This is a genomic window from Streptomyces sp. NBC_01460 (assembly GCF_036227405.1).
Lineage (GTDB): Bacteria > Actinomycetota > Actinomycetes > Streptomycetales > Streptomycetaceae > Streptomyces.
On record NZ_CP109473.1, the window covers coordinates 56833 to 75996 of the forward strand.

At 68.2% G+C, this 19164-nt stretch carries 19 protein-coding genes and 1 pseudogene; 9 read left to right on the forward strand and 11 right to left on the reverse strand.

The window, feature by feature from the left end:
• Positions 1 to 170: 170 nt before the first annotated feature.
• Entirely contained in the window at positions 171 to 1424 is a 1254-nt protein-coding gene (locus tag OG488_RS00230) for an IS256 family transposase (RefSeq protein ID WP_329224722.1), read from the forward strand.
• Positions 1421 to 1921: a hypothetical protein gene (locus OG488_RS00235; protein WP_326783535.1), complete on the forward strand. Its 501-nt coding sequence runs from the start codon at positions 1421 to 1423 to the stop codon at positions 1919 to 1921. Before OG488_RS00230 ends, OG488_RS00235 begins: the two co-directional genes overlap by 4 nt.
• Positions 1922 to 1948: 27 nt before the next feature.
• Here OG488_RS00235 and OG488_RS00240 read toward each other — a convergent pair whose 3' ends face one another.
• Positions 1949 to 2809 carry a hypothetical protein gene (locus tag OG488_RS00240; protein ID WP_329224724.1) on the reverse strand — a complete coding sequence of 287 codons (861 nt, stop codon included), beginning with the start codon at positions 2807 to 2809 and terminating at the stop codon, positions 1949 to 1951.
• A 418-nt stretch (positions 2810 to 3227) separates the two neighbouring features.
• On the opposite strand from OG488_RS00240, the gene OG488_RS00245 reads away from it, so the two are divergent.
• Positions 3228 to 3782 (forward strand): hypothetical protein, encoded by a 555-nt coding sequence (locus OG488_RS00245; protein ID WP_329224726.1) that lies wholly within the window; start codon positions 3228 to 3230, stop codon positions 3780 to 3782.
• Positions 3783 to 4434: 652 nt separating this feature from the next.
• On the opposite strand, the gene OG488_RS00250 is transcribed toward OG488_RS00245, so the two are convergent.
• Genes OG488_RS00250 through OG488_RS00265 form a run of 4 tightly spaced genes read right to left on the reverse strand, consistent with a single transcriptional unit; the run spans position 4435 to position 6673 of the window.
• Entirely contained in the window at positions 4435 to 4620 is a 186-nt protein-coding gene (locus OG488_RS00250) for a hypothetical protein (RefSeq protein ID WP_329224728.1), read from the reverse strand.
• Positions 4617 to 5525, reverse strand: a complete 909-nt coding sequence (locus OG488_RS00255; RefSeq protein ID WP_329224731.1) for an MFS transporter — start codon at positions 5523 to 5525, stop codon at positions 4617 to 4619. The genes OG488_RS00250 and OG488_RS00255 overlap by 4 nt, the downstream gene beginning before the upstream one ends.
• Before the next feature lie 51 nt (positions 5526 to 5576).
• On the reverse strand, positions 5577 to 5831 hold the full coding sequence (locus tag OG488_RS00260) for an MFS transporter (RefSeq protein WP_329224732.1): 255 nt from the start codon (positions 5829 to 5831) through the stop codon (positions 5577 to 5579).
• Positions 5828 to 6673, reverse strand: a complete 846-nt coding sequence (locus OG488_RS00265) for an alpha/beta hydrolase (RefSeq protein WP_329224734.1) — start codon at positions 6671 to 6673, stop codon at positions 5828 to 5830. The genes OG488_RS00260 and OG488_RS00265 overlap by 4 nt, the downstream gene beginning before the upstream one ends.
• 92 nt (positions 6674 to 6765) lie before the next feature.
• On the opposite strand from OG488_RS00265, the pseudogene OG488_RS00270 reads away from it, so the two are divergent.
• From OG488_RS00270 to OG488_RS00285, 4 genes and pseudogenes are all read left to right on the forward strand, one after another.
• Positions 6766 to 7703 (forward strand): annotated as a pseudogene (locus OG488_RS00270) (LysR family transcriptional regulator).
• A 713-nt stretch (positions 7704 to 8416) separates the two neighbouring features.
• Positions 8417 to 8743 (forward strand): hypothetical protein, encoded by a 327-nt coding sequence (locus OG488_RS00275; protein ID WP_329224736.1) that lies wholly within the window; start codon positions 8417 to 8419, stop codon positions 8741 to 8743.
• A gap of 41 nt (positions 8744 to 8784) precedes the next feature.
• On the forward strand, positions 8785 to 9534 hold the full coding sequence (locus OG488_RS00280) for a hypothetical protein (RefSeq protein ID WP_329224738.1): 750 nt from the start codon (positions 8785 to 8787) through the stop codon (positions 9532 to 9534).
• A gap of 168 nt (positions 9535 to 9702) precedes the next feature.
• Positions 9703 to 9912, forward strand: coding sequence for a hypothetical protein (locus OG488_RS00285; RefSeq protein WP_329224740.1), 210 nt, complete (start codon positions 9703 to 9705; stop codon positions 9910 to 9912).
• 413 nt (positions 9913 to 10325) lie between these two features.
• On the opposite strand, the gene OG488_RS00290 is transcribed toward OG488_RS00285, so the two are convergent.
• Together OG488_RS00290 and OG488_RS00295 are read right to left on the reverse strand one after the other, a co-directional pair.
• Positions 10326 to 12161, reverse strand: a complete 1836-nt coding sequence (locus tag OG488_RS00290) for an FG-GAP-like repeat-containing protein (protein ID WP_329224742.1) — start codon at positions 12159 to 12161, stop codon at positions 10326 to 10328.
• A gap of 67 nt (positions 12162 to 12228) precedes the next feature.
• Positions 12229 to 12948 carry a hypothetical protein gene (locus OG488_RS00295; protein WP_329224744.1) on the reverse strand — a complete coding sequence of 240 codons (720 nt, stop codon included), beginning with the start codon at positions 12946 to 12948 and terminating at the stop codon, positions 12229 to 12231.
• 373 nt (positions 12949 to 13321) lie between these two features.
• On the opposite strand from OG488_RS00295, the gene OG488_RS00300 reads away from it, so the two are divergent.
• Positions 13322 to 14416: a hypothetical protein gene (locus OG488_RS00300; RefSeq protein ID WP_329224746.1), complete on the forward strand. Its 1095-nt coding sequence runs from the start codon at positions 13322 to 13324 to the stop codon at positions 14414 to 14416.
• A gap of 40 nt (positions 14417 to 14456) precedes the next feature.
• A complete protein-coding gene (locus OG488_RS00305) occupies positions 14457 to 14957 on the forward strand; it encodes a hypothetical protein (protein ID WP_329224748.1) in 501 nt (166 codons plus the stop codon).
• A 52-nt stretch (positions 14958 to 15009) separates the two neighbouring features.
• On the opposite strand, the gene OG488_RS00310 is transcribed toward OG488_RS00305, so the two are convergent.
• From OG488_RS00310 to OG488_RS00325, 4 genes are all read right to left on the reverse strand, one after another.
• Positions 15010 to 16530, reverse strand: a complete 1521-nt coding sequence (locus OG488_RS00310; RefSeq protein WP_329224750.1) for an NHL domain-containing protein — start codon at positions 16528 to 16530, stop codon at positions 15010 to 15012.
• 498 nt (positions 16531 to 17028) lie between these two features.
• The gene (locus OG488_RS00315; protein ID WP_329238309.1) at positions 17029 to 17571 is read right to left on the reverse strand and encodes a S1 RNA-binding domain-containing protein; all 543 of its coding nucleotides are present in this window, start codon (positions 17569 to 17571) and stop codon (positions 17029 to 17031) included.
• A gap of 54 nt (positions 17572 to 17625) precedes the next feature.
• The gene (locus OG488_RS00320) at positions 17626 to 18225 is read right to left on the reverse strand and encodes an anthrone oxygenase family protein (protein ID WP_329224753.1); all 600 of its coding nucleotides are present in this window, start codon (positions 18223 to 18225) and stop codon (positions 17626 to 17628) included.
• Complete coding sequence (locus OG488_RS00325; protein ID WP_329224755.1) at positions 18222 to 19061, reverse strand: NAD(P)H-binding protein; 840 nt, start codon at positions 19059 to 19061, stop codon at positions 18222 to 18224. Before OG488_RS00325 ends, OG488_RS00320 begins: the two co-directional genes overlap by 4 nt.
• Positions 19062 to 19164 lie beyond the last annotated feature (103 nt).

Sequence of the window (19164 nt, forward strand, 5' to 3'; positions counted from 1 at the left end):
TTCGGTGGCACACCGTGTCCGGTCAGGAGGACAAGGACTGGATCAGCGAGCAATGCTCAGGAGTTGTGGATCAGTTCCGGAGGGCACGCGAAGGGCGTACCTTCCCGAATGCTCCTGTGATGGTCACCGAGTAGGCCGGCAGTGCGAGTGCCGGTCGGGAAGGTACGCCCGTGCTCACCGTAGTGAGTGACGACGCCGCCACGCGAGGCGGCTCCCTGATCGACGAGATTGTGCGCGAGGGCGCCCGCCGTATGCTGGCCGCGGTGCTGGAGGCGGAAGTCAACCAGTACATAGCCGAGTTGGCAGCCGAGCGGGACGAGCGCGGGCACCGGATGGTGGTGCGCAATGGCCGTCACCTGGCGCGGACTGTGGTCACTGCGGCCGGTCCGGTCGAGGTCGCCGCGCCCCGGGCGAACGGCCGCCGGGTGGACGGGGCGACCGGCGAACGTAAGCGGTTTTCCTCGAAGATTCTGGCCCCGTGGTGCCGGAAGTCCCCGAAGATCAGCGAGGTGCTGCCGCTGCTCTACCTGCACGGCCTGTCGTCGGGGGACTTCGTGCCCGCGCTGGAGCAGTTCCTCGGCTCCTCGGCCGGCCTCTCGCCCGCCACCGTGACCCGGCTGATCACGCAGTGGCAGGCCGACCACACCGCGTTCCAGGACCGTGACCTGTCCGCCACGGACTACGTGTATGTCCGGGCGGACGGCGTTCACCTGCGGATACGCCTGGAGGAGGCGAAGGCCGCGGTGCTGGTGCTGATGGGTGTGCACGCGGATGGCACGAAAGAATTGATCGCGATGACGGACGGCTACCGCGAGTCGTCCGAGGCCTGGGCGGGCCTGCTGCGGGACTGCGCTCGCCGGGGCATGCGGGCTCCGGTCCTGGCCGTCGGCGACGGCGCGCTCGGCTTCTGGAATGCGCTGAGCGAGGTGTTTCCCGACACCCGTCATCAGAGGTGCTGGGTTCACAAACCGGCCAACGTGCTCGACGCGCTCCCGAAGTCCGCCCAGCCAGCGGCCAAGCGCGCCGTCCAGGAGATCTACGACGCCGAGGACAAGGACCACGCGGTCAAGGCGGTCCGCGACTTCGCGCGGGCCTACGGGGCGAAATACCCCAAGGTCGTCAAACGGATCACGGGCGATGAGGACGAGATGCTGGCGTTCTTCGACTTCCCCGCTGAGCACTGGATCCATCTGCGCACCACCAACCCGATCGAGTCCACCTTCACCACCGTCCGGCTCCGCACCAACGTCACCAGGGGCGCCGGCTCCCGCGCCGCAGGACTGGCCATGGTCTTCGAGCTCATCGAGTCCGCCCAGGCCCGCTGGCGGGCCGTGAACGCACCCCACTTGGTCGCCCTGGTCCGTGCCGGAGCATGCTTCGAACGTGGCCAACTGGTGGAGCGACCGGAAGGGCTCGCCGCATGACCGACCAACCCTTCGACGAGGAACCCCCCGAGCACCTCCGCTACCGCAGGTACCTGGGGGATCTGGAAGATGTCTCGGAGGCGGACGAGGCCGCCCTGGTGGCCACCGTCCTGGAAGATCCGAACGTGTCGATGGCGGAAGCCGCGGTCAACCGCCACCTTGAGCGTCAGGCAGCCCGCCTGCTGACCGACCCAGCGTTCCCCGCTTGGGCCCAGACCTTGGCCACAGTAATCGGAGACCGTCCCTTCCTCGCCCGTCGGCTGCGCGAGTGGACCCTGCTCAGGGCAATCGCGCTGGATGAGTCATGGACCGCCGAGGACCTCACCACTGCATCTGACTGGTTCCAGCGCACGGCCTCGGTCGTACTCGTTGTCGCCTCACCCGAGGCCCTCAGTTTGCTCGCCGAACGGGGACGAACCCGTCGCGTTCGGAACGCAGCGAGCCGCCGACTGCAACATTCAGATCAACACCGACCTGACTCGATCCACAAGTCTTGACGATTCCTCCCCCGGGGGCTCCTCGTGCTACTCCGTGGGCGTTATTCGCCAGGTGCCGTGGCGTACGTCGAGCGTCGCGGTGAGGTCGGATTGGTGCGGGAACGGGATGCCCAACCGCCACGGGTCTGGCAGGGCGGCCAGCCCGATGGTGACTAGATCCTCGGTGACGACGCCCCGGGCTCCGATCCAGTGAGGTGCGGTGGCGATCAGCTGATCGGCTAGCCAGGGCGGAGGCTCGGGAACGCGCGAGAAAAGCCCCTCGGTGAGTTCGGCAAGGGCGGAGCCGGCCAGCAGGCTCAGCAGCCGCGCCAGAACCGCGGCCGGCAGAGCGAGAGCACGGGTCTCCAACAACACGTAGCAGTCGTCGTGGCCCGAGAACCAGACCCGGGAGTCTTCCAAGCGGCTCAGGAGCGGCTCATCAACGTCAGTCGTGCCGAGTACGAGGGCTAGCTCGTCGAGCTGCTCCGGTGTCACGTCAGAGGGCAGGTCGATCAGAGTCAGCTCGTACGGCGACCAGGTGCCATCGAGGAGACGGGGCAGGAGGTCGCGGTCCATCACCAGGAACTCCTCCGAGAGTCCGCTCGTGCCGGACGCCCAGGATCCGAGGGAGTGGACCGTGCACGGCACGCCGAGCTCGGCGGCGATCAGCGAGGGCCGCAGCGGACGCCAATCCTCGTCCAGGTAGGAGTTGGTCTCCAGCGACACCACTGCGACCGTGTCGTTCGCTGCGGCTGTGAGCAGGTCGACCAGCTCGCCCGCCTGGGCCGCACCGGCACTGACTCGCCAAAGCCCTTCGGCCTCGCGGACGCTGAAGCTCAATGGGAACGGCTGGCGCTCTATGCCGACACTGTTCACGCTGAACGCGCCCCGCTGCCCGACCTCGATCACTGCTTCCCCCCGAGAACCCGCCGGGCGTCACTGCCCAGCCCACATCCATCAATCATCGCCGGTCAGCAGGGCGACCCTGCCATGGCCAACCACCACTTGAAGGAAATGTGGTCCAGGGATCACGCCCACGCGTAGTTCACGTCGGGCACGGCGCTGACCTGGGGCATGGTGTCGTTCTGTCCTCCATGCCCATGCACTGGCCGATCGTGTTCGCACCCCGTGTGAACAGCTCGCTCCAGCCGCACCTCCACACCCGCTACCCGTAGCGAAGCCCGAAGGCGACGCTGTCTGAGCCGGGACGCCCTTCGTTCCGGCTACCGGATGGGCGTTTTCCGACACGGCCCCTCATAACTCCCGCGCACCGAGGGGTGGTGCCGGCGCGCAGGTACTGCGGGGTCTGCTCCGGCTGGCGGCCCTCGTGCTCGAACTGGAGGAAGCTGTGTGTAGGTCCCTCACCGCACTAGCGGGCGTCTTCGCGCTCGCCGCCACACCCGTGGCCGTCGCTACCCCCGCGCAGGCCGACACTCCCCTGATCGTGTGTACGGGGTCGGTCACTGTGGACTACAACCCGCCGCTCGGCCCGCTGCCCCGGCAGACGGCGCAGGGCGTGACGGAAAAGCTCGGAACGAGCGGCGGCGGAAGCTGCACCGGTCCGTTCGCTGCGGGAAGTGCCTCCACCGGGTTCGACCAGCAGGTCAGCTGCCTCCTGCAGGGGCTGGGCGACACCCTGGTCCAAAACGTGGTGACATACCACTGGCAGGGCGGACAGACGAGCACGATCACCTATCCCGTGACCACGGTCATCCATGCCGGAAATCAGGAGATCGTCACCTCTACCGGAACCGTGACCGCCGGCTACGGCGTGGGCTCGCTCTCGGAACGAATCGCCGTATACCCGAGCCTCGACGTGCTCGACTGCCTCAGCTCGGCCATCACTCAGCAGACCGGCCTCCTGACCGTCACCCTCATCTGACTGGCGTCCGGCTCGTGGTCGATCCAACGAGCCGCCCCGTCGCTGACCAGGTCCGCGCGCTCTGTCGGTCGATGGCGTCGCTGTCTCCTCGCGTGCCTGGACGCTTCGCCGAAGGGCCCGCCAAGCGTCGGCGGCTCGCTCATCTCCGCCCGACGCTCCCTGCTACGGGCCTTCGTGCAGACCGACGAGGCGGCAGAGAACCTCACCATGAACACGCGCTGTGGATCCGCGACACCGGGCATGGGAGGGCATTTCCGCGTTGCTGTGACCTCACCCGCCACCGCACCCCTTGAAGGGAACGCGGTTCCGTGAGCAGTGGCTTCTGCTGCGATCCAGCTTTCCGCGCCCCGTGAGCACCGCCTTCGACAGCCGATCATGAGCAGAACGCACGAAAGGCTCTCACCTGTCCTTCGCTCTGAGTACGGCGTGCTGCCGGCCGCTGAGGGCGGGTGGCGCTGCTTTCGGATGCGCTCTCCTGAGTGCTGGGCCGTCCGGCAGAAGGCGCGTTGGCCGAGCGGAAGTCGGGGGGAGAGCTTCAAGTGCCACGACGATCGCCAGCTTCTGAAACCGGCGATCGTCGTCCATGTTCCCTCGGCGATTCGGAGCGGGCACGGCCGACGGGGTGAGGCGAAGGCCGCTGGAGGCCGGCGCTTCATCTACGTGCCCTTCCGCTGTGACTGCTGTGGCCGTGAACGGGCTCGGTGCCGGGCCGGTGGTGGAGCCGGAGGCTGATCAGCGCGGTGATTGTGAAGGCGGCGACCTGGTAGAGCATGGCGTGTCGGAACGCGGTGTCCGCATCGGCGGCGGGGGCGTAGTAGGCGAGTCCGGCCGCGGTCACTCCGATGGATCCGCAGAGCTGCTGTGCTGTGGGCAGCAGGCCGGAGACCGAACCGGCTGCGGGCCGTGCACCTGGGCCAGAACCAGGGTGAACACCGACGCGGTGAAGGCGCCGAACGCGGCTCCGCCGACGGCCAGCACGGGCAGTGCAGCCTGGCGTCCCGCCGCCGAGCCGATGAGGGGGGCCAGCGCCAGGCACATCCCGGCGAGGATCAGGGACGCGACGGTGAGCACCGTCGGCCCGTGCCGGCGGGTGAGAGCGGGCGCGGCTCTGCTGCCGACGACGGCGCCGGCGGCGAACGGTGCCGACGCCAGTGCAGCCGTCAGGGCCGAGTACCCGACAGCGGACTGAAGGTGGAGGAAGAGCAGGTAGGTGAAGGAGGGCACGCCCGTGTTGAACACGAACACCAGCAACGTGCCCCTCCGCGCCGACCGGTCACGCAGCACCGCGGGATGGATCAGCGGATCAGGCCGGTGCGGGAGGCTCCGGACGAAGTGGCCGAGGGCGGCCACAGCCACGGCGAAGCCGGCCCACGTCCACCAGGGCCAGCCTGCTTCCCGCCCCAGCGCCAGGGGCAGGACCAGCGCGCCGGCTCCCATGGTGACCAGCAGCGCACCCGGCTTGTCGACGCGGAGTCCGTCCGCTCCGCGGGTGCGGGGCAGCGCGGTAGCTCCTGCCAGCGAGGCGAGCGCCACCGGCACGGTGAGGAGCATCACCGGCCGCCAGCCGAGGCCGAAGAGATCGGCACTGAGGACGAGTCCGCCGATCAGCGGCCCGGCCAGGGACGCGACGGCCATGGTGGCGCCGTACAGGCCGAAGGCACGCGGCCGGCGCGTTGCGGGAGTGGCGGCCTGGATGAGCGACAGGACCTGTGGGGCGACCAGACCGCTGCCCGCGCCCTGCACCAGCCGGGCAATGATCAGCGATGCGGTGTCGGGGGCACACGCGCCGGCCAGCTAACCCGCGGTGAAGACCACGGTGCCCGCCACGAACAGCCGGCGGTAGCCGTACCGGTCGCCCAGCCGTGCGGCGGGGATGAGCAGGCACGCGTACGTCAGGGTGTATCCGGCGAGGACCAGTTGCACGGCGCCGGGACCAGCGCCCAGGCCGGTCTGGATCGCCGGCGCAGTCACCTGGGCGACAGTGACCTTGAGCAGTTGCACAAAAGTGGCGCTGAGCACCACCGGCAGCACGAGGCGTCCGCCGCTCACGGCAGCACGACCGCGGCGAGCTCACGGGGCCGGGAGGCGAACGGGCTGTGGCTGCCCGGGAGGGTGCGCACGGTGAACGGGTTGCCGGGCATGGCCCGATCGGCTTCCGCGATCATCAGATCCTGCACGGCCGTCGGCAGCGCCCGATCGTCCGCGCAGCGCAGGAAGGTCCGGGGGACACGCCCCCAGCGTTGTGGAGTCACGGTGACCGGGGTGGTCGGGATCGCCAGCGGCAGATCGGGGCTCAGTGCCGAGCGCCAGCGGTCGAAGCGGTCCGGAGCAGTGTCGTGGTAGTGAGTCTGCCGCAGTTCCTTGATGTAGGCGGGATCCTGCGAGAGCGGGTTGATGCGCACGGCGCCCAGTTCTTCGGGGTCACCGAGGTTGAGGCTCTGGCCCCGTGCCGTGGCGTTCTCGGGTGAGCCGAGATAGTCGAAGAACCGGGGCCGTCCGGCGGGCACGAAGGCCGAAAGGTAGACGATCTCGTCGACGAGTTCGGGTGCGCGCTCGGCAGCCAAGGACGCGGGGCCGCCGCCCGCGCTGTGCGCGACAAGCACGACGCGACGGTGGTGGCGGGCCTGGCGCAGCGTGTCAAGGACGGCCTCGGCGCTGTCGTCCATCGTCACGGTGGCGAGCGCGGTCTTCTCGGTCAACAGGCCCGGTTGTCCCGGCTGGAGGTATCCGGTGGGCAGTGGCGCGTCGAAGCCGTGCCCCGGCAGGTCGATGGCCATGCTCGCGGCACCGAGGGCGGCGAGTGCGCGCTGCGTCGCCGCCCACTGGCCGGAGCCGTGCCAGGCGCCGTGCACGAAGACGAAGACGGTGTCTGTGGAGGAAGAATCGGTCATGACCGCATTCCACGCGACCCGACCCCGATCATCCAGTGAAAGATCTGACAGGCTGTTCGGCGATACATGTGAGGTACGACTGAGAGGCTGACATGGAGGCGCGGCACCTGCGGTATGCACTGACCCTCGCGGAGCGCGCCCACTTCGGCCGGGCGGCCGGTGCGCTGGGCATCGCGCAGCCTCCGCTGTCCAAGCAGATCGCCGACCTGGAACGGGAAGTGGGCGCCCGCTTGTTCGATCGCACCCGCCAGGGGGTGTTTCCGACGGCTGCGGGCGCGGCCTTCCTCTCCAGGGCGCGCAGGGCGCTCGACGAGATCGCGGCGGCCTCGGTCGACGCAGCCAGGGCAGCACGCGGCGAGACGGGACAGCTGCGCCTGGGGTTCATTGCCTCGGCGCTGCTCGAACCCCTGCCGGACGTCCTCGGCCGGTTCGGCCGCGAACGGCCCGACGTCCGGCTGGAACTGCACGAGATGGCGACCAGGCGCAGCACGGCCGCGCTCGTCGCCGGCGATCTGGACGTGGCAATCGGCCTCGGCCGGCCAGGGGCGTAGGGGCCGAGCAGCTGGTATCTGTCCCGATCGGACACGACCACCTGGTCGCGGTCGTGAGCAGCACGCACCCGTACGCGGGTCAGTCGTCGGTGGACGTGGACCAGCTGCGGCGACAGCCGCTGATTGTTGCGCCGGGAGAGAACGAGCCGGCCGTTGTCACCGGGCTGCAGGCCCTCCTGGGCAAGGACTCCCCGGCGCTCTCCGGCGCGACCCCCGCGAGGGACATCCACACCATCATCGGCCTCGCCGCCTGCGGAGTGGGCGTCGGTCTGGGACCCTCTCGCATGCTGACGGCCCCACGGCGGGGCACGTGGTTCTGCGAGGTGACCCCGCGCACGCCTCTGCCCGATCTGGTCCTGTCCTTCAGTGCCCGGGACCGTTCCCCCGCGCTGAACGCCTTCCTCGACGTCATCCGAAAGAACTGCCCCGAGGTCGGCGCCGCGCTCGACCACCGGCTCGGCCCACTCGAACCAGGGTGAGCGCCTTCTGGCAGCGGCCCGCGCCGGACGATGAGCCCGTCCTCGATGTCCAGGAGCCGGGTCCTGGTGCGAAGCGAGCGCACCGCCCGAACCAGGAGATCGTTGACGCCCGTGACCGCTACGGAACGTTACCGCTGCTCATGATCACGCGGAAATGCTCGATCGGTGCTCATGATGACGAAGAAGCGCTCACGAAACTGCGGAACCTACATCCCTGACGTTTCCCGTCCAAGGCTGAGCACCGTAGTTGTCCAAGCAGGCCAACTGCCGTGCACAGGCATAGTGGTGTTGTGACTGGATGCTGTCGGTGGCCCAACCGGCCAAGTGCGCGCTCATCGACCACCCGACAGACGCAGCACCCGGCGTGCCGAGGTCTCCACCCCGGCGAGCGGTACCTGGGCCGGGTTCCGCTGCCGATCTTCGCCCGGCCTGTCGGCCCTCCCCCGGAAACGGCTGGTGTCCCGGTGGCGTCCGATCCATGGTCACCCTCGATGCGCTCGTCCGCCTCTGCCCGCCGCCGGCCAATCCGCCATCCGCAGTGGACCGGGCGCAGGCCGAGCGCACCCTCGGTCTGGCTCTGCCCGCCGACTACAAGCGGCTCGTCGAGACAGGACTGGGAGGCGGTGCATGCGGCTGTCCGCACCGTGGCTGGGGCCAGGGGATCTGGGCAGCTCCGGACACTCAACGCGCTTCTTGAGCAGTGGAACGAGCTGGTGCACGAGGTCGAGGAGGGCTACGGATGGTCGGCTCCAGAACTCTTAAACGATCTAGAATGTCGCACCGCGTTGGCCCAGATCTGGCGTCTGCTGCCGCCACGAGTCCGTGCCATCCGTCAGCCTGAACTTGATGAGATCGACCGCAGGTTCCACGCCACCACCGTGGGCTGGCCGGGTCGGGATGACCAAGAGGGACAATGGTGGCTGCGGCGTGTGCCGCGGCGCCTTGAAGCCGAGACCGCCCAGCGAAGTACGCACGGCTGGCCCATGGGGTGGGATGTCATGACCTTCCCAAAGCCGGAAGCGGTAGAGATCACCGACTGACACGCGGCAGAGCTCCGAGAGGACCCGACTACCCTGGCCGAATGACTGATGAAGGGGACTTCCGGGTCGGTGACGTGCTGTCCGTCGCGTGCCCCTTCACGGTCACGACCGTCGAGCAGGGTGTCACGTGGGATCACGTGTCGGTGCGATGGCCGTGGTGGGAAATCGACAGCAGCAACGAGTTCGCGCACTGGAACGGAATCGTCGCCCTCGGCGTGGACAACGACGGCAGCATTGCGTCTGAGGCGGAGCCTGAGCTGTTCAGAACGGACCCTCCGCCCGAACAGCTGAAGGCCGGAGACCTCTGCCGCGTCGGCGTGCCGCCCACCGTGGTGCACGTAACGGCCGTCGACCACCACGACCCCCCGCTGGAGACGGCCTGGCTGCCGCATCCCACCCAGACCGTGACCGTGCTGCCCCGAGGTCAGTCCTATCGCGAGTTCCCGGATGAGAGCCATCTCAATGGCTCGGGGTACACCATCCACTCCGGCGACGGGATCCCCTTCACCTTCGAACTGCTGGTGCGGCCATACGCATCTCTCCAGGTGGGCGACGAAGTCGCCGACATCGCAGGCCGGGCATGGCGGTTCGACGGCCCCTGGGACTGGACTGCCTTCGACGAAGAACCAGCCGGCGAGGGCCCCGCTTGGCCACTCGTACTGCTCACCCGGGCAGGGACGCCGTGCTCCGCCAAGGACGCTGAAGCCGTGGCTGCAAGTACGGCGAGCGGCTCGCACCAAGAGACGGTCCTGGACTGGATGGCACTCACCGAGGCCTCGCCCACACCCTGACTTGTCGGGACGTCTACGGGATCCCCCGTGGTGAGCGCGGACCTGACCGTCTGGGCCAACTATCGTGCACGGTCACAGCACGTGTGACTGAGTGTGACGACGCTGTGCAATTGGCAAACCAGGAAGCTTGTTGGCAAACGTGGCCACAGCGCGACAAGCGCAACCGCTGTGGAGATCGTCCGGGCCAGCGAGACGCCCCGCAGCAGCATCCGGTTCTTCCGCAGCTACGCCACCGCGTGGTCGGACAACGCCACCGGTCCGTTGACGAGCGTCTACGCCCCCGAGGCACCCGCGCGCCCGGAGCTGGAGCGGTTCTCCTTCCTCGACGATGACGACCGCGATCTGATCGCGCTGAGGCGAGGGCTCTTCGCTCCTTGAAGTCGGCGATCACCTCTACGGCAGCGTCGGAGGTGATCGCGTGGGCACGGATATACCAGCTTCTTGATCTCAACGTAGAGCTCTGGCGGCGCAGCAAGACCCTGCCTTCATCACGCACGGTTCCGGGCGGAGAGTGACCGCAGCCCCGAGCCACCAGTCCAGGGCTGTAACTGAGCGCGCCAGTTGGCGCCGTTCGCCGTGTGGCGCGCTCAGGTTGTCGGGTGCGTGACCCGGGTGTGCCAGCACGCCTTCGAGAGCGGCGTCGATATCAGACGGACTTCACCCACGACCAAGCAGACCAGGCGTGGAAGGCCGGTCCTGCAGGAGCAGGCGCTTGCGTGGCCCATCATGGGCACGCGTTCCAGCGCGCGCTGAGCGCATGTGCCGTCGTGGGTCGTTTGCTTTCTCGGGGGCTATCTGGTCCTGAAGCGGCGGAAGAGGTTGCGGGCGACGTGTACGCCCGGGCCGCCGAAGCCGACGATATCGACGCGTCCGTCGCCGGTGATGTCGGCCAGGAAGCGGGAGTGGCGGTCTACCCGCCAGCCGCCTGCGTCCTCGTTGTATCCGAAGCCGCGGCACACCAGCTGGGCTCGTTCGAAGCTGCCGTCGCCGTTGTTGTGCGATACCCAGACACCCTCGTTGCCGAAGCCGATGATGTCGGGGTTCTTGTCGCCGGTGACGTCGGCGAGGAGCCGGGGGTGCTTCTCGCCCGTCCATCCCTGGGCTTGCCCGTAGTCGTTCAGGACGAGCCGGGCGGGCTCGAACGTGCCGTCGCCGCGCCCGCGGGCGACGACCACACCTTGCGGGCCGAAGCCGACGATGTCCGGTACGCCGTCGCTGGTGGTTTTGATCAGGAACCGGGGGTGTTCATTGATGGAGCTCCATCCCTGGTCGACACCGAAGTCGTCGAGGACGTAGAGAGGTTCGGCGAATGCCCCTTCTTCGTCCTGGAGGGAGACCCAGAGGCCGTCGTCGTGGCAGCCGACGATGTCGAGCCTGCCGTCGCCGGTGGTGTCGGCGAGGAAACGGGGGTGCTTGTCGATAAGCCAGCCGCCGGCTTCCTCGCTGTGGCCGAAGGCCCGGAGTGCGGGTTCGCCGGCGAGCGGCGTGAACTTTCCTTCTTCGTCCTGGAGGGAGACCCAGAGGCCGTCGTCGTGGCAGCCGACGATGTCGAGCCTGCCGTCGCCGGTGGTGTCGGCGAGGAAACGGGGGTGCTTGTCGGCGAGCCAGCTGCCGGCCTGCGGGCCGTGGCCGAAGGCCTTCAGGGCCAGTTTGCCGCCCGCGGGCGTGAACGTGCCGCCCTCGTCCTGGGCGGACACCCGGACGCCTTCGGCGGCGAGCACGATGACACCGGGACGGCTCTCGCCGTTGAGGTCCGCGAGGGTCCACAGATCCTTGGGACTTGCGGAGGACGTGGGCGGGTGTAGAACCCGTTCCTCGTCGTCGAAGGTCCCGTCCCCTCGGCTGGAGGAGGTCACTGCGCCCTTCGCGGGTTTGAGCCCGACGATGTCAGCGCGCCCTGACTTGGTGGTGTCAGCGAGGAACCGTTCACCGAGCCCCGCCCACCAGCCCGGCTGTCCAGCAGGGCAGGGGCCGGAGTTGACGGGCTTCCACCCTCCGGCGACCTGGTCGCTGCCGAACTTGTCCAGGACCAGCAGTACGTTGCTGAAGGAAGGCGTCGCGTCGGCCGTCGGCCGCAGGGCGGTCTTGTCGTGGGCCAGACGCCAGGACTGTCGGCTGTTCCAGTGGCTCAGCGTAGCCCAGTGCAGCACCAGGTCGCTGGTGCGCTCGGGCTTGGCCGGCACAAGGCGCCATCGCTGGCTCTGCGCACTGTCGTCGTACTCGCCAAGGACAATTCGGGTGTCGTCAGGGCCGGGTTCGGCGAGGTCGAGAACGGTTCCGTCGACCGTGCCCTCGATGAGGTAGAGGCCCGCTTCACCCTCGACGGGGACAAGGTGCCACTGCTGGCTCTTCTTGTTGGCTGCGGCGTCCCACTGGCGGACGCCGCGGTCCGCGGCGGCGGGGTTGTCGAGCACCTTGCCGCTGACCGCGTTGCGGATCACATACTCCGGATCTTCCTGCGCGCCCGGGGCGGGGGCGAACTGCCACTGTTGCGGGCTCGGGCCGCCCTCGGGGTAGTCGCGGACGACGAGTGCCCCGTCCGCGCCCGGTACTGCCCTGGTGCCGAGGGGCTGCCCTGTGGCGGCGTTGATGATCTCCAGCTTCAGTTCTTGCGTGGGCACGGGCATCGTGGTGCCTCTTCCGGGCGGTTGGTGCGACGGCTCGGGACGGGTGTGGCGTGATGGTGGCTGCGGATCACGTGAAGACGTGGTGGTAGGGGACGTCCCACTCGTTGGGCAACCGCGGGTAGAAGGTGTTGATGACCGTCCCGGTGAAGTCCCCGCCCCAGTTGTAGGTGAGCCGCGCTTCACTGTCCTTCGCCACCGTGTGGTCTTTGAACCCGAGGATGGCGTCGGGGTGGGTGATCGGCACGAAGGTGATCCCGCCCCACGGTGTCACCGTGACGATCCACAGCTGGGTGTCCTCCACCGCACCGTTCTTCCCGCGCCATTTGTCGCCCACCTTGGCGGGCAGGCCCACCTGCAGGGTGTCGGCCGTACTCTGCGGGGCGTCCTGGTGGACGGTGACGCGCCTGCGCTGCGGCTTCGGCGTTCCGTCGTCGCCGCGACCGGCATCCGCGTCGGCCGCGCCGGCGGGCGGGGGCGCCACCTGGCCCGCGGCGCTCTCGATGAGGTACAGCGGGCGCTGCCCGAAGAAGCCGCCGGGGGTGATGTGCCAGAGGTGGCCCTGCGCGTCCTTGGTGGCCGGGTCGAGCGCGGTGGCCAGCTTGACGCCCTTGTCGTGGCTGCTCGCCGCCAGTTCTGCAGGCCGCAGATATCCGCCGTTGAAGGCGTGGACGAGCATGACCGGCCGGTTCTCGACCAGCGCGGCCACGATGGCGTTGTCGTAGCTGTTCACCGCCACCGGACCGCCGACCACCAAATTCGCCATTGCCGTGCGTTCTTGGGTGTACATCGCGGAAACCTCACCTGTTCTTGATGTGGAGAACAACGCCTCAGGCGCTCAGCGAAATTATTTATCACGCACCATTACCGGACGCTCCACCGTGCGCGATCAATTCGACTTCATAAGCGAATGCATGATCGGAGTAAATACACCCAAAGCGGCAACTTTCGAGGTCAGGGCGCTAAGGGGAGGTGCCGGAAGGTCATCGATCGGGTGATCAGAGCTGCCGCAATTTCTTGATCACCCGTTTGAGTGCGATACGCGGAGACGCTTCCTCGGGATGATGGGGCCCTGCTAGCTTCGCTTGCCGGAGCGTGTGCAGATTTCCTTTTTTTGCCATTTCACCGAGTGCGGTTTCGGCCAGATCAGTCGAGGACAGAAATTGCCTTCCAACGCGTACAACCTGGAACGGGCCAAGCGCCAGCCGCTGACGAAGAAGAACCTGCGGGAACTCAACATCGAGCAGACCTGGCAGTCCATCCTGGATCACCCCAACCTGGTCTACGTCGATGAATACGGTGTACGGCACAAGCCCGTCGGGTTCTCCGTGAACAAGTCGAGCTTCGGCGCATTCACCGGCTCCGCCTACGCGCTGGGCTGGCTCGCCTACATGAACCTCGGAGAGCCGCTGATCGAGGAGCGGCGCAACATCACCCAGCCCCCGCCCGACACGTTCTCCTCGCGTACCTACGTCAACCGCAGCCAGTCCCCGATGAACTTCACCGACTCCGTCGACTTCACCGTGTCGAACGGGGCCACCTGGTCACTCTCGGGAGACTCCAAGCTCACCTTCGGCGGCAACATCAGCGCCCAGCTCCAGCTCCAGCTCCAGAACAAGCTCGGCCTGAACCTGCAGGGACAGCTGGGGACGCAACTCAAGAACGAGATGGCGAACAAGAACGCCAACACGATGACCAACAAGAACAGCAAGGACAGCGTGGGCGTGGACAACGCCAACACCGTGGACACGGCGGTGACCAACGGGATGACGAACTCCGCCTCGGCCACGATGACCGGCTCGGTGGACTTCACCACCACGGGCAGCGCCTCCGGCACCGCGGGTCTCAATGCCGCGCTGGCCCAGGGCATCGCGGCCTCCGTCGGCGGATCCTTGTCCACCGGCTGGGCTTCGAAATCGCAGATCTCCGGCACGGTCCCGCCGGGCTCCCGCGTGGAGACCATCGTCACGCAGCGCCGTGCCCTCAAGCAGTACACCTACGAGATCCCGGTGACCTTCTCCGGGCTCCTCGCGGTGAAGTACGCCGCGCCGGTGGCCGTCCTGTCTCCCCCGCAGCAGGCGGACTACCCCGGGCTCGACGAGCTGGTCGCCCGCGACATCGCCGACCTCGACCTGGCCGGCGGTGGTTTCCGCATGAAGGGGCTGGCCGAGGTCGTCTCCGCCCTGGAGGTCCACCACACGATGTTCGACGGCGAGAGCCTCACTGACAGCGAACGAGACCTGTACAAGCAGCCGTGACCGGCGGGCGGCGCCGCCACAACGACAAGAGGTGACGACCATGGTGTTCAAAAACGTCTTCGACTCCGCCGGAACGGGCGCGGGGCTCTTCTCGGTGACCACCGACCGCGACAAGCCGCACCCGGGAGCGGGCGTCGACTTCGAGGACGCCGACGACGACACATACGACGACACGACCACGAGCCTGTTCACCAGCGGGATCCACGGTGCTTCCCACCGGGCGAAGATCGTGCAGGAGCAGGCGCCCGAAGCGCGCGCCATCCTGGGCTTCCTCGCCTCCTTCATCCAGACCACCCAGGCATCCGCCGGCACCCAGGCCGCCTACGCCCAGGACCCCGGCTCGGTGTCCACGGCCGCGGCCGCCGGCATGGACAAGTCCAGTGAGACGGTGACGCAACGCGGCGACCTGCAGAAGGACGAGGGACTGCAAGCGCCGAAGAGGGACGACTTCAAGGCACCGGACGCCCCGGCCTCGCCCACGGCCGAGCAGCCTCCCAAGGCCCCCAAGGCCACCGCCGAGAAGCCGTCCGATCCCAAATAGGTTCACAGGTCCGAGTGGTCAGGGGCGTCGCCGCCCCTGACCACTCGTGCGTTCACACCGGGAGCAGTTGCCACTGCCGGTCGCGATGGTCGCCCTGCGCCCCGTACTGCTTGATCACCGTGGGGGCGTTGGTGTCGACGCGCAGCAGCAGACCGCTGTTGCGGTTCGCGATCTCATAGACCCGCGGGGTGTCGGTCACCGAACCCACCGGGATCAGCCTCCACTGCTGGTGCTCGGCGTCACTGCCCTCGTAGGCACGCTGCGCGACCACCGCCCCGTCGACGGTGCCTCCCCCGACGACCTCCAGCACCTTGCCGCTGCGCACGTTCTCGATCCGGTACAGAATCTCGCCGTCGTCCTGACCTGTCGCGATCAGCCGCCACCTCTGGTGAGCCCTGGGGGAGGTAAGCGCCTGGTGGATCTCGGCCCCGTCCTTGGTGGACTCCCGCAGGACCCCCATCCGCAGCCTGCTGCGCACGTTGGCCCAGGAGACCACGGTCCCCGACTCAGGCAGCCCGGCCATCTTCTCCGACGCGATCTTCCGGATCCGGTTGTTGACGTGGTCGGCGATGTAGAGGGTGCCGACACAGTCCACAGCGAGCCCGAACGGGTTGTTCAGCTGGGCGGCTGCGGCCGGGCCGCCGTCGCCGCCGAAACCCGCGGTGCCCTTGCCGGCGAGCGTAGTGATCTGCCCGTCCGGCGTCACCTTCCGGACGCGGTGGTTGTTGTAGTCGGAGATGTAGAGGGTGCCGGCGCTGTCCACCACGACCCCCAGGGGCAGATTCAGCTGTGCGGAGGTCGCCGGGCCGCCGTCACCGCTGAACCCCGCGGTGCCCTTACCGGCGACCGTGCTGATGGTCCCATCGGCCGCGACCTTGCGGACGCGGTGGTTGTTCCCGTCGGTGATGTACAGGATGTCGGCGTCGTTCACCGCCAAGGCATACGGGCGATTCAGCTGAGCAGAAACCGCTGGACCATCGTCTCCCCCGAATCCCGCTACACCGGTTCCCGCAACCGTACTGATTTTCCCGTCCGCGCTGATCTTGCGAACCCGGTTGTTGCCGTGGTCGGAAATGTAGAGGGTGCCGGTGCTGTCCACCGCCACCCCCAACGGGTAGTTCAACTGGGCCTTGGCGGCCGGGCCCCCGTCACCGCTGAACCCCGCGGTGCCCGTTCCGGTGACTGTGTTGATCTTCCCATCCGTGGTGATCACCCGGACCCGGTGATTGGCGGCATCGGTGATGTAGACGCTGCCCGCAGCGTCCACCGCTACCTCGCGCGGACAATTCAGCAGGGCCGAGACAGCAGGACCGTCGTCGCCCCGGTAGCCGGCACCGGCGCCGGCGACCGTGCTGATCCTCCCGTCAGTGCTGATCTTTCGGACCCGGTGGTTGTTGTAGTCGGAGAAGTAGAGGCTGCCGGCACTGTCCAGCGCGATGCCGTACGGACGATTCAGCTGAGCCGTGACGGCCAGATCGTTATCTCCCTTGAACCCCGCAACCCCGGTTCCCGCGACCGTGCTGATCTCGGGTACGAAACTCCCGCCATCGGCTTCCGTCTGGGCAGTGCTCATCGTCATCCCTTCGCCGTTCACCGGCCGCCCACTACAGCCAGTCGTCGACCGATTCCAACAAGACATGCGGGCACCCGGTCGGCAAAGTCACCAACGGGTGCCTTCACGCATTGCGTTGACGGAGCCCGCTCCGGATCGGCTCCGGGACCACAGACCTGAAGATCGCCCAGACGGCGATCACTGACAAGGGCAAGGCTCACCACACCACCAGCCCGGGCTGTGTGCGACGCGGCTGTTCGAGGGCGGCGGCCTACTGGGCGACGGCTTGTCGGTCCTGTGGGGTCTCGCCTACCGACAGAAGGGCCAGGGTCTGCTTGTCGCGGAGGTCGATGCTGGGATGGAACACGCGGTCGGCGGGCAGGGTGTTTCCCACCGCTTGGGCCGGCCGTACCGTCAGCGGCAGGCCCGGGCCGTGGGCGGGGTGCAGGGAGCGGTGTTCGAGGTAGGCCGCCCACGTGTCCCGGAAGACCGGATCGAAGACCGGCCAAGATCCGCAATCTATGGATCCCGGTCACATGCGTACTGGCTACTCCCTGGCCTGGCGAGACACACCCGGCGGGTTGGCAGCTCGACTTCCGCGACGACGACGGCGATCTGCTCTCCGACCTCGAAGTCCTCTGCCGGACTCGCCGCCGGGCGGCCGTCGATCTCTCTGAAGGGAACCAACCCGACGATCCCGCCTCCGAGGTCGACGAAGACGCCGATGGGTACCACCTTCTCAACCGTCCCGCGGAATTCCTGACCCACCACTGTGCGGTCGGCGAAAGCCTGGAACGGGTCGGGCTCCAGTGCCTTCAAAGACAGTCTGGCTTCGGCGTTGCGGGTGTCGGCCCCAATGAACTCGCACGAGACACGCTGCCCCACCTGAACAACATCAGTGGGATCATCGAAGCGCCGCCAGGACAGCTCGGGGATGGCGATGAACCCGACACCGGGGAAGAGGGGATGGGCAGGCCCATCGTCCAGGGCCACGAAAACCCCGAACCGCTCGATCGCCGCGACGGTGCCGGACAGGATATCGCCGCAGTGCAGGGACTCCAGGAACGCCCAGAGTTCTGGGCTCTCAGACCGCCAATCCCCCGCCCGGCAGGCGTGTCAGCGGTCGGCTCCATGCCCGTCCTGCGTAAGGGGGCCGGGGTCTGTCCGGAGCAGGGCGCGGGTCTCGTGGGAGGTGGGCGCTGCTGCCCGGTCGGCGGGGATCCGGTCCGCTCCGGATAGGACCAGGGCCCAGACCAGGCAGGCGAAGGCCGCCGTGTGCAGCAGCGCCCGCACGATGTTCCAGGTGACCCAGGCCGCCTCGAACCGTTCACGGACGGCGGCCAGGTCTCCGATGGAGTTCGGGTCACCGGCCCGCTCCAACTGGTCGTTGAGCGGGACGTTGACCGCGACGGTCACCGCGAACGCGATCAGGTAGAGCACGAGCGCGGCGATGAGCCAGGGCAACGCCGGCCGCCCGTGACCGCGCCAGGCGAGGAACACCGCCAGGGCGATCAGCGGGATCGACCCCACGAACGGAAGCATGAATACGGGGTTGAGGATCGACTTGTTGATGCCTTGCATCGTCGCCACGAGCGTGTGGTCGGAGGTACTGCGCAGCCCCGGCATCACGGCGTAGGCGAAGGCTGCGAAGAGCCCCGCCATCAGGCCGGAGGCGATGACGGAGGCGAGCAGGGCGCCGGTCTGGAAAGTCTTCACGAGGTGACCTCGGGGGTCCAGACGCCGGTGGCCGCGGCCTCGGCGACGTGGTCGGTGAAGTCGCGGGCCGGCCGGCCGAGGACCTGACGGACGCCGTCGCCGAGATACGCGTTACGGCCGTCGAGGACACTCGTGAACAGGTAGGTCAGCAGGTCGGTGACGTCGGCGGGGACGCCGTGCGCGGCAAGTTCGGCGGCGTAGGCGTCCGCGGGGACCGTGGCGTACCCGATCTCGCGGCCGGTTGCCGCTCCGATCGCGGCCGTGGCCTGCGCGAAGGTGAGCAGTCGGGGGCCGGTCAGGTCGTAGGTGCGGCCTTCGTGCCCGCCTTCGGCGAGGACCGTGGCGGCGACCTCGCCGATGTCGTCGGCATCGATGAACGGCTCCTCGACGTCCCCGACCGGCAGCGCGAGCTCCCCGTCGAGGATCGGACCGAGGAAGTCGCCCTCGCTGAAGTTCTGGGCGAAGAACGAGGCACGCAGGACCGTCCACTCCGCGCCGGAGGCCGCCAGCGCCTTCTCGCAGGCCTCGGCCTCCGGCTCGCCGCGCCCGGAGAGCAGCACCAGACGGCGTGCTCCGGTCCGTACCGCGAGCTCGGCGAAGGCGCCGATCGCCTCGGGGGCGCCGGGGACGGCGAGGTCCGGCTGGTAGGAGATGTAGACGGCGTCCACGCCGGCCAGAGCGGGCTGCCATGTCGTGGAGTCGTTCCAGTCGAAGGGGACTCCGCCGGACCGTGAGCCGATCCGGACCACGTGGCCGCGACCGGTCAGCTGCCGAACGACACGGCGTCCGGTCTTACCGGTTCCGCCCAGGACCAGGGTGAGTACGGGAGAAGTCATGGTGATCGCCTCGGCTTTCGTGGATGGTGCTTCGGGGACCGCGTTCCTGCGGTGTGTTCACAGCTTCGACCGCCTGGGCGTCGCCATCAACTGTCATTCCTGC